This window comes from Nocardiopsis sp. LDBS1602 (assembly GCF_035818715.1).
In the GTDB taxonomy this organism is placed as follows: domain Bacteria; phylum Actinomycetota; class Actinomycetes; order Streptosporangiales; family Streptosporangiaceae; genus Nocardiopsis; species Nocardiopsis alba.
Window position 1 is genome coordinate 461,668 of record NZ_JAYLVW010000003.1, and the last position, 11,646, is coordinate 473,313.

Genomic DNA, 11,646 nt, shown 5'->3' on the forward strand with positions numbered 1-11,646 from the left:
GTCGGACCGGATCAACCCCGGGCCTCCAGCGCGTCGGCGAACGCGTTGAAGAACTCGGTGTAGGTCTGGATGCCCTCGTTGGTGTAGGTGTCGACGGGCATGTAGACGATCTGCTCGTCCTTCACCGCGGACACGCCGGAGAGCGCCTCGGAGGCCGAGAGGATGTTCTCGGCGGTCTCGTAGCCGTCCTCGTCGGCGGCGACGGCGGCGTCGCGGTCCATCACGAGGATCCAGTCGGGGTCGGAGTCGGCGATCGCCTCGACGGAGATGTCATCGCCCTGGTGGTCGTCGCTGGCGCCGTCGACCTCGAGAGCCGGGGTGAGGTCGAAGATGTCGAACGCCGGGCCGAGGGTACGACCGACGCCGGGGGCCAGGTAGCCGATCTCGCCACCGGAGGTGGTGACGGCCATGACGGTCTGGTCCTCGTCGTAGGCGGCCTCGACCCGCTCGACGGCGGCGTCGAAGTCGGCGATGACCTGTTCGGCCTCGTCCTGCTTGTCGAAGACCTCGCCCAGCACGGTGATCTGGCGCTTGAGCTCGGCGTCGAAGGGCTCGTCCTCGCGCGGGTCGAGCTCCAGGATCGTCGCGTCGGGCACGAGGGAGGCGATGTCGTCGTGGTACTGGGCGAAGCGCTGGCCGTTGACGACGAGGTCCGGCTCGGCGGCGACGATCGTCTCCAGGTCGGGCTCGTTGTGCGTGCCGACGTCGAGGATCGAGTCGTCCTCGATGTAGTCGATGGTGTCGGGCATGAGCGACACGGCGGCGGCGGACAGCTCGACGCCCCAGTCCGAGAGGGTCTCGAAGGTGCGGTTGTCGAGGGCGACGACCGAGGTGGGCGGCGTGGCCACCTGCTGGGCGCCGTTGTTGTCCTCGACCTCGATGGTCTCGCCTTCGGCGGCCACGGAGTCCTCGGAGTCCTGAGCGCCGGCGGAGCAGCCGGCGAGCAGGAGGGCGGACGCCAGGGTCAGTGAGAGCGCGGTAATGGGATGCCCGGGGGACTTCATGGCGATTTCTCCTCCACGTGTGTGAACGAAGGAGAGCCTAACCTAACCATTGTCACGAAAAGGAGACGGGGGTCCCCTTTGAGAGGTTCTTCTCAATGGCGAAGGCCGAGGTGAGCGGGTCGGGAAGGTCGCTGTGAAGTTCCGATCGGGCGGTGGCGTCACTCGTCCGGGTGCAGGGTGAGCGTTTCGGTCGGCTCGGAACCGGAGATGTCGGAGAGCGTGTACAGGTCGATCCGTACGGTGCCCTCCCCGGTCGAGTAGACCTCCGCCGCGTTGAGCGAGGCCATGGACCACCGCGCGTCGTCGAAGCACGCTCCGGGTTCGATGCCGTCCAGGCCCGACTCGTAGCCGCGGTCGGTGTAGTTCTCCAGGGAGACGGTGCCGGAACAGCCCTGTTGTTCGCGCTCCGGCACCGAGAGCGTCGCCGAAGCCGCGCCCTCGGCGATCTCGACGACGACGCGCTGCCCCGAGCCGTTCACCCCCGCCCAGGTCCCGTCGACCTCGGAGCCGAACTCCAGAGAGGTGGGGGAGGGGGCGAAGACGTCCTCACCCCCGAGGGAGCGCAGGCTCAGGACCACCGGGGCCGCGACCAGGGCCAAGGCCAGAGCGGTACCCCCGATGAGCGGACCCTTGCGGCCCGGACGCCGCGGTCCGGCGGGTACGGAGACCGAGGGGCGCTCTCTCGGCGGTGCCCCGTCGCCACCGTCGGATTCGGGGGGCGAGCCTTCGTCGTCCGGGGGGAGCGGTACGCCCGAAGCGTCGCTACGGGGCTTGTGCGTCTCCTGGGAGGGAGGGGATTCAGGGGAGAGGGAGACCCCGGGCGATGGACCGGATACCCGTGGCGCGGGGCCCTCGGAAGGAACGGCGGGGGGTCGTGCTTCGGCCGATGCCGGCACGGCGGGCGCGGTCTCGGTGATGGGGGGTGTCGCCTCCACGACCGGTGGGCCCGAGGGCGGGGGGAGCGCGGCGGTCTCGGGCGACTCGGCGGAGGCGCTCGGCCGAACGGCGTGGGCGGGCGTGTCGAGGTCGGGGGCCGGCTCCTCGACCGGGGTGGGCGTGGACACGGGCCCTCGCCCCAACAGACTGTGCAGGACGTCCAGGGAGGACGGCCGCCGCTCGGGATCCTTGGCCAGGGCCGCGGCGACCAGTGAGCGCAGCGGCTCGGCCAGCCCGCCCAGGTCCGGGTCCACCTTGAGCACCTTGTGCAGGACCCCCGGCACCGTGGCCGCCTCGAAGGGCGCCTTCCCGGTCGCGGCGAACACCATCACCGAACCCCAGGCGAATACGTCCGTGGCGGCCGTGACCCGGCCGTCGGCGATCTGTTCCGGCGACATGTACCCCGGGGTGCCGATCGTGGACTGGGTGAGGGTGCCCGAACCCTCGATGATCTGCGCGATCCCGAAGTCGATCACCCGAGGTCCGCCCCGGGCCATCAGGATGTTGCCGGGTTTGAGGTCGCGGTGCACGATGCCGGCCTCGTGCACGGCCACCAACGCGGTCGCCACCGATACCGCCAGACGGGTCAGGTCCCCACCGCGCAGAGGACCCTCGTCGAGGACCGTCCTGCGCAGAGTGGGGCCCTCCACGTACTCACTGACGATGTGGGCCGGTGGGGAGGTGAAGTCGGCGTCGATCACCGCCGCGGTACAGAAGGAGGCCACCCGGGCGGCGGCCTCGGCCTCCCGCTCGAATCGTCTTCGCGTCCCGGGATCGGTCATCCCCTCCGGAGAGAGGGTCTTCACCGCGACCCTCCGTCCCGAGGGTTCGACCGCCAGGTACACGGTGCCCTGCCCACCGGAGCCGAGGCGCCCGAGGAGGCGACGATCGCCGAGGCGCTCGGGATCGTGGGGCTGTAGGGCTTCCAAGGGGGGTGTCACCGGGAACCTTCGAGACTCGGGGACGGGGGCCGCCCCGGGGCGGGGCATGACGGGGCCAACATACCGAACACGCGACCGCCCCGGGGGCACCCCGACGGACCCGTCGGATCAGGTGCGACGATCCCGCTCCCGGGCCCGCGCCGACTCGGTGTGCGCCCCCGGCTCGGTATCCGGCAACGGGACCGCGCGCAGGACCTCGTTCGGCTCGTTGTACTCGGCCGCGGGGGCCGCGCGCAGGGCGCTCACGATCTCCTCGTCGGCTCCGGCCTCCAACGCCGTGTCGATCAGCGTGTCCCGGGTCACGGGGAAGCGCACCCCCTCCAGGATCCGTCGGAGCCCCTCGATACCGCGTTCGACGCCCATGTCGCCCCCTCGATCGTGAAAGGGGCCGGCCGTGACCCGCCGGGGCGGAGCACGGCCGGCCCCGCACGGACACAGAGGGGACTACCCGGACGTGAAAGGCCTCAACCCCGCAGGTCACGGCCTCGGATCAGCCTTCGTCGGGCCAGATCGGGTCGCCGCCATCGTGGACGGCCTCCAGGTAGCGGGTGTCGAAGAGCGGCCCCAGGTCGGGGATCTCGTCGAGCTCTCCGTTGTCCAGAAGGGTCTCCCCCTCCCGCTCGGTCAGTTCGAGGTCGACGAAGCCGCGCGGCTCGCCCTCGGGCGTCGAGGAGGCCACGAGGTCGCGTTCGGTGTCCCACACCTGGAGGTTGTGCTCGGTATCGTAACCGGCCAGGTCGAGGTCGGCCGCGTATCCGACGCACTCCTCGGCCTCCTCCGAACAGTGGTCGAAGGCCCGGCCGACGGCCCGGAGGAAGTCCTCGGTGGCGGTGGGATGCTCCTCGGTCCACTCGGGGGAGGCGACCATCACCCCGAAGGAGCCCACGACACCGAAGTCCTCGGGCAGCCATTGGGTGTACTCCTCGCCCATGGCGTCGAGGCGGTGGGGCTCGTTGGAGCGGAAACCGGTGAGCGCCTGGACCTGACCTCGGGGCAGGACCCCGGGGTCATAGCCGGCCTCGACCTGCTCGATCGAGTCGAGGTCGACGTCGGCGGCGACCAGCATCGCCTCCAAGGGCGCGGGAAGCAGGCTCTGGTGGCCCAGGGTCCCGCCCTCCAGGTCGGTGAGGTCCTTCACGTCGGTCCCGGTCAGGAGGGTCGCGATGGGCACGTGCCCGTAGGTGGCCAGCCCGACGATGCGGTGGTCGCGCGCGTCGGCCTGGAGGACCTCGGCCTCGTTGCTCATGGCGGTGAAGTGGGCGGTGCCGGCGGACACGAGCTGCGCGTTGCCCATCAGGTCGCCGTTGCCCGGCTGGATCGTCACGTCCAGGCAGAGGGAGTCGAAGAGACCCATGGCCTCCGCCGCCACGACCTCCAGCTGGGTGACCGAGGCCTGGTAGTGGTAGCCGGTCACGAAGGTGATCGGGCCCGCCTCGCGGTTGGTGTCGCACCGCTCCTGGTCGATGATCACGGCGACGTCTCGGGCGTCGTCGTCCCCGCCGCCGCAGGCCGTGGCGAGGAGGGCGGTGGCGGCCAGCGCGGCGGCCGGGCCGAGAAGGCGGGACCGGCGGCGGTCGTGAGCGGACATGCGGAGGATCTCTCTCTTCGGTGCGGAGCGCTGGAGGGCCTGGTTCAGGCGCGGGTGGAACGGCGGGACTCGTGCCAGAACAGCAGACGCCGTTCGGCCAGGGTCACCAGGGCGAGCAACAGCACGCCCATCGCGGCCAGACAGGCGACCCCGGCGTAGACGTGGTCCAGTCGGGCGGTGGAGGCGGAGTTGCGGATCATCGTGCCCAACCCGCCGGAGGAGCCCGCCGCCACGAACTCGGCGACCACCGCTCCGACCAGGGACAACGGGAGCACGACCCGGAGCGCGGCCAGGGTGTAGGGGAGGCTGTTGGGGATGCGCAGGCGCAGCAGCACCTCCCAGCGCGAGGCGTGCAGGGTCCTGAAGACGTGCAGAACCGGCACGGGCACCGAACGCAGACCCGTGGCGACGTTGATCAGCACGGGGAAGAACGTGATGATCGCGGTGACCACCACCTTCGGGGTCATGCCGAAACCGAAGGCCACGACCAGGGCCGGGGTGATGGCGACGACGGGTGTGACGTTCAGGACCACCGCGAACGGCATCACCGCGCGTCGCACCACCGGGATCTCCGACATCAGCAGAGCCAGGAGGAAGGCCGAGCCGGCGCCCACGCCCACCCCGACCAGGGCGATGCCCAGGGTGGCCCAGGCGTTGGTCAGAAAGAGCGCCGGGTCGCCGGTCAGGGCCGCCCCGACCTCCCCGAGCCGGGGCAACAGGTAGGGGTGCGCGTCGGCCACCGCCGACCAGGCGACGGCCAGTACGAGCAGGACCACGACGGCCGGCGACCACACGAAGGGGTGGAACACCGAGCGGCGCCGGGCACGGGACACGGCCGGAGGGGACGTCTCCGGCGTCGGACGGTTCTCGGCCGGGCCGGAGGTGGTGACGCCGACGGCGCGGCCCTCGTCCGGTCCGGTGGTGCGGGTGACGATGCCCGCCTCCTCTCTCACAGCGGGACGAGGTCGTCGGGGGCCGCGCCGGCCTTCCATGCGCGCTGGAGCGAGGCGCGGACCCGGTCCTCCAGGTCGTGCATGTGCGGTCCCTTCACGATGTCCTTGTCCCGTGGCCGGGGCAGGTCGACGTCGAGGACCTCGTGCACACGGCCGGGGCGGGCCGACATCACGACGATCTCGTCGGAGAGCACGACCGCCTCGCGCACGGAGTGCGTCACGAACACGACCGTGGTCGCGCGGCGCTGCCACAGGCCCAGGAGCTGGTACTGGAGCGCCTCGCGGGTGAACTCGTCGAGGGCGGAGAAGGGCTCGTCCATCAGGAGCACGTCCGGGCGCAGGGCGAAGGCCCGGGCGACCGCGACCCTCTGGAGCATGCCGCCGGAGAGCTGGTGCGGGTACTGGTCGGCGGCGTCCTCGAGCCCGACCGCGCGCAGCAGTTCGTCGGGCGGGTCGACCTCCTTGCCGGAACGCCGGTTGACCTTGCCGGGAAGGGCGACGTTGGCGCGGACGGTGAGCCAGGGGAGCAGGGCGGGGGTCTGCGACACCAGGCCGATGGCCTTGCGGCGACTGGCCCGCCGTGGACTCTCACCGAGCAGGGAGACGCTCCCGGTGTCGTGCCCCTCCAGACCGGCGAGGATCCGCAGCAGCGTGGACTTGCCGCAACCGCTGGGGCCGATGAGGCTCACGAAGCGACGGTGGGGGATCTCCAGATCGATGTCCTGGAGCGCGGGCCGGTCGGGCCGTGCGCCCGGGTGGCGTTTGGTGAGGCCGCGCACCTCGATCCCGGCGGTCACCGCGGGTCCGTGAGGCTCGGCCGGGCGTGCCGGGCCCGGGTGTGGTGTCGCACTGTGCACTCTCCAGGTGTTCGTCCTCGGGCGGGCCGGGGCCGTCGATCCGGCCCGTGACACCCGCCTGCGGGTCCCCACCAAAGTGACGATAGTGCACGAAAGTCTCTTCCTGCTCGCTGCTGTGCGCTTGTTCACCCTGTTCAGAGGGGGTGTTCCCGGAGGGACTCGTACCCCGTCGGGGCCGGGTCGATCCCGTTACCGCTGGTCCGGCCGGAGAAGGGGTGTTCCCAGCGTCTCGGAGGGGGTGTGGGATGGGGCACAGCGCGGAGGGGACCGCTTGAACTCAAGCGAGGTCGAGGTTCTACGGTCGGTCTCACGCTCCGCCCCGAGAGAAAGAGGCCCCCGTGAGTACCGAGATCCCCCGACGCGCCACATGGCGGGAGTGGCTGGCACTGGCGGTGATGACGCTGCCGCTGCTCATGGTCGCCACCGACATGACGGTCCTGTTCCTGGCGTTGCCCTCGATCACCGCGGACCTCTCCCCGAGCGGCACCCAGATGCTCTGGTTCCTGCACGCGGGCGAGTTCCTCGCCGTGAGCCTGGCCCTCACGATGGGCTGGCTCGGCTCCAAGGTGGGGCGCCGTCGTCTGCTGATGACGGGGATCGCCCTCTACGGTCTGGCCTCTCTGGCGGCGGCCTTCTCCCCGACCCCCGAGGCGCTGATCGCCTCCCGGGCGCTCATGGGGGTGGCCGCGGCGACGATCATGCCCAGCGTCATGGCCCTGCTCCGGGTCATGTTCGCCGAAGCGCGGCAGTTCTCCCTGGCCGTCGCGGTCGTCATGAGCTCCTTCTCCACCGGTATGGCCCTCGGTCCTCCGCTCGGCGGGCTCGTCCTGGAGCACTTCTGGTGGGGTGCGGTCTTCCTGTTGAACGTTCCGGTGGCGGCGCTCCTCCTGCTCTCCGCCCCGCTGCTGCCGTCGCGGAAGGAGGAGATCGAGGGAGGTGTGGACATCCCCAGCGTCCTGCTGTCCATGGCCGCGATCATCGCCCTCGTCTACGGACTCCAGGAGATCGCCGAGAGCGTCTCCTCCGGCGGCGGTCCGCTCTGGCCCTACACGACCTCGGTGGCGGTCGGTCTGGTCCTGGCGGTGGTGTTCGTCCGAAGACAGTTGCGCCTTCCCGAGCCGCTCATGGACATGCGCCTGTTCGCCACCCCCGCCTTCTCGACGAGCCTCGGCGTCATGCTGCTCATGCTCCTGGGGATCGGGGCCGCCGACATGCTGCTCGTGCAGTACCTCCAGACCACGCTCGGGATCTCTCCCGGGCACGCCGGTCTGCTGATGATCGCCCCCGCGGTCGCCTCGATCGTCGGTGGGATGGTCGCGCCGCTGCTCGTCCGCTGGATCCGTCCCTCCTACGCGATGGGCGGCGGACTGCTCCTGGGAGCGGGGTCGGCGCTCGCGCTGGGTCTGATGGTGGGGCGTGCCGGGGTGATCCCCCTGATCGTGGCCGCCTCGGTGCTGGCGCTGGCCCTGGGCCCGCTGTTCACCCTCGGCGCCAACCTCATCGTGGTGAGCGCCCCGGTGCGCAGGGCGGGGTCGGCGGCGGCCATGTCCGACGTCGGAAGCGGTCTCGGGTACGCGCTGAGCCTGGCCGTACTGGGCAGTCTGTCGACGCTGGTCTACCGGAGCGGGCTGACCGGCCCGGGGGTCGAGGACCTCTCGCCCCAGGACCTCGAAGCGGCCGGGGAGAGCGTGGGGGGTGCCGTCGGCGTGGCCGCGGGGCTCCCGGCGGAGGAGGCCTCGGGGCTGTTGGACACGGCCTTCGCGTCCTTCACCACGGCGGTCCAGACGGGCTACGTGTTCGGTGCGGTCGTCCTGGTCCCGGCCGGCCTCGGGGTCCTGTGGCTGCTGCGCCACACCCGTCTCGACGCCACGGAGGAGACCGATGGGGACCGCGCCTCGGAGAGCGGCGCGGCGGAGGACGAGGAGCACGACCTCGCGCACCTGAACCGGTGAACCCTCCGCTCCCGCTCGGAGCGGGAGCGGTCGGGGCCGGAGCCGACCGGACGGCTCCGGCCCCGACGCGTCTCAGGCGGAGGCGGCCCGCGCCATGCGGAGCTGGCCGATCTCGGCGGCGTTCTTCATCAGCTCCGCGTTGACCCAGGCCGCGGTGTGCGCGTTGGTCCGACCGGGCGCCCCCTGCCAGGGGAAGGCGGCCGGTGCGTCGAGGTCGATCTCCCGCAGGGCCTCGGCCCACTCCTCACAGAGCTCGCGCATCCAGGTCACGGCCTCTTCCCCGCCGGGCCAGTGGACGTCGGTGCGTTCGCGGACGGGGCGACCCAGGGTGTGGTCGAGGGTGGTCGACCACCACCAGCCGATGTGCCAGGTGAGCCAGGCGATGGTCGGGACCGGAACGGGGTCGGGTTCCTCGTCGGCCCAGTCCGGCACCCAGCGGCCTCGATCGTCGAGGTGGACGGTCCAGCAGAGGGGAGCGGGCTCCCAGAGGTGATCGTCGGGGAGCAGCCGCTCCAGGTGGTATTCGAACAGGGCCCGGGTCAGTTCGTACTGGTCGAGCAGGAGGTCACGGCGAGGATCGGACATTCACCGGATCCTGCCAGGCGGGCCCCGGGAACGGTACTCCTTTTCCGGGGCCCGCGAGCCGTCAGTGGGAGCGGTTCAGGATCCTCCGGCCGCCGAGGACGATCAGCGCGGCGATGGTCACCGAAACGGCGGCCGCGTACATCGGGGCCCCGGGGGAGAGCGCCTGGGCGATCGCCGAGGCGGCGGGCGGCGCGGCCGCTCCACCGAGGAAGCGCACGGCCGAGTAGGAGGACGAGGCGACCGCCCTGGGCAGGTCGGTGGCCTCCATGACGCTCTCGGTGAGCACGGTGTTGAGCACGCCCAGCAGGAGTCCGCCCACCACGATGCAGGTGATCAGGCCCGGGGTGGAGGAGATGAGCAGTCCGGCGGCGACGAGGTCGACGGCGAGCAGGAGCAGCGTCGTCCACAGGATGTGGGTGCGCGGCCACCGCGAGGTCAGCGCCGGGGCGAGGAAGACCGAGGTGACGGCCAGGCCCAGGCCCCAGCCGAAGAAGGTCAGGCCCAGTCCCATCTCGTCCAGGCCCAGGGGGAAGGGTGTGTAGGCGAGCAGGACGAAGAAGCCGATGTTGTAGAACAGCGCGGCGCAGGCCAGGACGAGGAGTCCGGGTTCGCGCAGGGCCTTGAAGGGCGCGGAGATCGGCATCGGGGTGGGGCGTTCGTCACCGGAACGCAGCAGGACGGAGACGGCGATGAACCCGATCGCCATGAGCGCGGCGGTGCCGAAGAAGGGGCCCCGCCAGCTGATGCCGCCGAGCAGCCCGCCCAGCAGGGGGCCGGTGGCGATGCCCAGGCCGAGCGCGGCCTCGTAGAGGACGATCGCGGAGGAGGCGCCTCCGGAGGCGGCGCCGACGATGGTGGCCAAGGCGGTGGAGATGAACAGGGCGTTGCCCAGGCCCCAGCCCGCGCGGAAGCCGATCACCTGCTCGACGTTGGTGGACAGCCCGGCCAGGGCGGCGAACACCACGATGAGTCCGAGCCCCAGGAGCAGGGTGCGTTTGGCGCCGATGCGGCTGGAGACCCAGCTGGTGAACAGCATGGTGAGGCCGGTGACCACGAGGTAGCTGGTGAACAGCAGGGAGGTCTCGGTCTGGGTGGCGTCCAGGCTCGCTGAGATCGCGGGCAGGATCGGGTCCACCAGTCCGATACCCATGAAGGCGATCACGCAGGCGAAGGCGACGGCCCACACCGCCCGCGGCTGGTGGAGGATCGAGGACTCCTCCTTCACCCAGGTGGAGGCGGCCTCCTTCGCCTCCGTGTGCTCTCGGGTCGTGCCCGCCACCATCGCTGCCTCCTGTCCGAGGGGGAGATCGGCCGTCCGGTCGGAGGTCCCCGTTCTTACATAGGAAATCTATATAGGTTTCCTATGTTAAGACTCGTGGGAGGGTTCGGACAGGGGGCGAGAGGGTGATCCCGCGCACCAAGGGGAGGCGACGGTCCGGGTCAGCGCTCCGTACGCTCGCGCAGTCGGGAGTCCAACAGCTCGACGGTCTCGGCCAACAGGGCCCGCTCGGACCCGGTGAGGTCGTGGAACAGCGGCTCCAGCGCTCGCCCGGCCCGGTCGCGCCAGTCCTCCAGGGCGGCCTCGCCCGTCCCCGTCAGCTCGTGGAGATGGGCCCGGCCGTCGTCCGGGTCCGGGCGTCGCAGGACGTGGCCGTCGCGGATGAGCGCCTCGACGATCGTGGTCATCGTGGGCTGGCGTACCCGACAGTGCTCGGCCAGGACCCCCAGTCGAAGGGGTCCCTTCTCCTGGAGCACGCTCAACGCCCGCCAGGTGGCGGGGGAGGTGCGCTCGCCGGTCTCCTGGGCGGCGTACCGCCCCAGGCGTTGGCTGATGTTGAGAAGGCGGACCAGAAGTCCGGGGATGCCGTCGTCGGTGCTCTGTCCCGCGTCGTTCGAGGTTGCGTCCACACCCCCAGGCTAGGTCGTGTTCCCGCGGATGGCCCCCCGGTGCGGCCTTCGTGGTGGGGGTTGACCAAAAGCGTAAGTCACTGCTTACATAAAAACGTGGATGTTCTGGAGGCGATCGGAGAGCCGAACCGCCGACGCGTGGTCGAGATCCTGTCCGAAGGAGAACGCTCCGCCGGGGAGATCGCGGCGCACTTCGCCATCAGTCGTCCGGCGGTCTCGCAGCACCTCGCGGTGCTGGTGGACGCCGGGGTGCTGGTCGTACGCGATCTCGGACGACGACGGCTCTATTCGATCAACGGGCCCGCCCTGGACGAGGTGGGCGACTGGCTCGACGAACAGCGAGGGCGCTGGAATCGGGCCCTGGACGCCCTGGAGAGGGCGATGGACGAGGGAGAGACATGAGCGACGCGCGCGACCTTCGCGGCACACTCGGCATCGGCGACGACGGAGCGTTCGGGATCCGCTTCGAGCGGTTGCTCGGCCATCCTCCGGAGCGGGTGTGGGCCTGGATCACCGAACCGGAGCGGTTGGACCGCTGGCTCCCCGGCTGCGCCATCGACGCGCGCGTGGGCGGCGAGGCCCGATTCGACTTCGGCGACGAGGGTACGGCCACCGGAACGGTCACCGAGGTCGTGCCACCGGGACGGAGCGGACTGCTGGTCCACGGCTGGAGTTGGGAGGGCGTGCCCGACTCCGTGGTCCGCTGGCAGCTGGAGGAGGCCCCCGGCGGCACCCGCCTCACCCTCGTGCACCGTGAGCTCGTGCCCGAACCCGCCGTCGACTTCGCGATCGGCTGGCACGTCATGTTGGACGCTCTGGCCCTGGCCGCCGACGGAGAGCCCACCGACACGGTGTGGGACTCCGTCGAGGAGATCGCCGGACTCTACGCCGTCGAGCTCCGAGACTGACCGCGCACGCGAAA

General features: G+C 71.1%; 12 protein-coding genes. 3 read left to right on the plus strand and 9 right to left on the minus strand.

Going from position 1 to position 11,646, the window contains the following annotated elements; genetic code table 11:
- Nucleotides 1-11 precede the first annotated feature (11 nt).
- The 6 genes from U9J66_RS14030 to U9J66_RS14055 all read right to left on the minus strand — a co-directional run bounded on the left by U9J66_RS14030 (nucleotide 12) and on the right by U9J66_RS14055 (nucleotide 6,219).
- The gene (locus U9J66_RS14030) at nucleotides 12-1,004 is read right to left on the minus strand and encodes a siderophore ABC transporter substrate-binding protein (RefSeq protein ID WP_161111090.1); all 993 of its coding nucleotides are present in this window, start codon (nucleotides 1,002-1,004) and stop codon (nucleotides 12-14) included.
- Nucleotides 1,005-1,162: 158 nt separating this feature from the next.
- Nucleotides 1,163-2,881 carry a serine/threonine protein kinase gene (locus U9J66_RS14035; RefSeq protein WP_326337892.1) on the minus strand — a complete coding sequence of 573 codons (1,719 nt, stop codon included), beginning with the start codon at nucleotides 2,879-2,881 and terminating at the stop codon, nucleotides 1,163-1,165.
- Nucleotides 2,882-2,989: 108 nt separating this feature from the next.
- Nucleotides 2,990-3,244 (minus strand): DUF2795 domain-containing protein, encoded by a 255-nt coding sequence (locus U9J66_RS14040; RefSeq protein ID WP_014910634.1) that lies wholly within the window; start codon nucleotides 3,242-3,244, stop codon nucleotides 2,990-2,992.
- Nucleotides 3,245-3,371: 127 nt separating this feature from the next.
- Entirely contained in the window at nucleotides 3,372-4,469 is a 1,098-nt protein-coding gene (locus U9J66_RS14045; protein WP_161111092.1) for an ABC transporter substrate-binding protein, read from the minus strand.
- A 44-nt stretch (nucleotides 4,470-4,513) separates the two neighbouring features.
- On the minus strand, nucleotides 4,514-5,422 hold the full coding sequence (locus U9J66_RS14050; protein WP_161111093.1) for an ABC transporter permease: 909 nt from the start codon (nucleotides 5,420-5,422) through the stop codon (nucleotides 4,514-4,516).
- A complete protein-coding gene (locus U9J66_RS14055) occupies nucleotides 5,419-6,219 on the minus strand; it encodes an ABC transporter ATP-binding protein (RefSeq protein WP_017534478.1) in 801 nt (266 codons plus the stop codon). The genes U9J66_RS14050 and U9J66_RS14055 overlap by 4 nt, the downstream gene beginning before the upstream one ends.
- Nucleotides 6,220-6,617: 398 nt before the next feature.
- Between U9J66_RS14055 and U9J66_RS14060 the strand changes: the two genes are divergently transcribed.
- Nucleotides 6,618-8,231: an MFS transporter gene (locus U9J66_RS14060; protein ID WP_161111094.1), complete on the plus strand. Its 1,614-nt coding sequence runs from the start codon at nucleotides 6,618-6,620 to the stop codon at nucleotides 8,229-8,231.
- 72 nt (nucleotides 8,232-8,303) lie between these two features.
- On the opposite strand, the gene U9J66_RS14065 is transcribed toward U9J66_RS14060, so the two are convergent.
- The 3 genes from U9J66_RS14065 to U9J66_RS14075 form a co-directional block, all read right to left on the minus strand.
- Nucleotides 8,304-8,816 carry a DinB family protein gene (locus tag U9J66_RS14065; RefSeq protein WP_161111095.1) on the minus strand — a complete coding sequence of 171 codons (513 nt, stop codon included), beginning with the start codon at nucleotides 8,814-8,816 and terminating at the stop codon, nucleotides 8,304-8,306.
- A 61-nt stretch (nucleotides 8,817-8,877) separates the two neighbouring features.
- Nucleotides 8,878-10,098, minus strand: a complete 1,221-nt coding sequence (locus tag U9J66_RS14070; RefSeq protein ID WP_326337893.1) for an MFS transporter — start codon at nucleotides 10,096-10,098, stop codon at nucleotides 8,878-8,880.
- 158 nt (nucleotides 10,099-10,256) lie between these two features.
- Nucleotides 10,257-10,724, minus strand: coding sequence for a MarR family winged helix-turn-helix transcriptional regulator (locus U9J66_RS14075; RefSeq protein WP_042282424.1), 468 nt, complete (start codon nucleotides 10,722-10,724; stop codon nucleotides 10,257-10,259).
- A gap of 96 nt (nucleotides 10,725-10,820) precedes the next feature.
- Between U9J66_RS14075 and U9J66_RS14080 the strand changes: the two genes are divergently transcribed.
- Together U9J66_RS14080 and U9J66_RS14085 are read left to right on the plus strand one after the other, a co-directional pair.
- Nucleotides 10,821-11,126: an ArsR/SmtB family transcription factor gene (locus U9J66_RS14080; RefSeq protein ID WP_017534483.1), complete on the plus strand. Its 306-nt coding sequence runs from the start codon at nucleotides 10,821-10,823 to the stop codon at nucleotides 11,124-11,126.
- Nucleotides 11,123-11,632 (plus strand): SRPBCC family protein, encoded by a 510-nt coding sequence (locus tag U9J66_RS14085; RefSeq protein ID WP_042282421.1) that lies wholly within the window; start codon nucleotides 11,123-11,125, stop codon nucleotides 11,630-11,632. The genes U9J66_RS14080 and U9J66_RS14085 overlap by 4 nt, the downstream gene beginning before the upstream one ends.
- The last annotated feature ends 14 nt before the right edge of the window (nucleotides 11,633-11,646 follow it).

Coding starts and splice junctions, on each gene's coding strand:
- U9J66_RS14065 (WP_161111095.1), bottom strand. CDS start 8,816: ATGTCCGATCCTCGCCGTGACCTCCTGCTCGACCAGTACGAACTGACC.
- U9J66_RS14040 (WP_014910634.1), bottom strand. CDS start 3,244: ATGGGCGTCGAACGCGGTATCGAGGGGCTCCGACGGATCCTGGAGGGG.
- U9J66_RS14030 (WP_161111090.1), bottom strand. CDS start 1,004: ATGAAGTCCCCCGGGCATCCCATTACCGCGCTCTCACTGACCCTGGCG.
- U9J66_RS14045 (WP_161111092.1), bottom strand. CDS start 4,469: ATGTCCGCTCACGACCGCCGCCGGTCCCGCCTTCTCGGCCCGGCCGCC.
- U9J66_RS14070 (WP_326337893.1), bottom strand. CDS start 10,098: ATGGTGGCGGGCACGACCCGAGAGCACACGGAGGCGAAGGAGGCCGCC.
- U9J66_RS14085 (WP_042282421.1), top strand. CDS start 11,123: ATGAGCGACGCGCGCGACCTTCGCGGCACACTCGGCATCGGCGACGAC.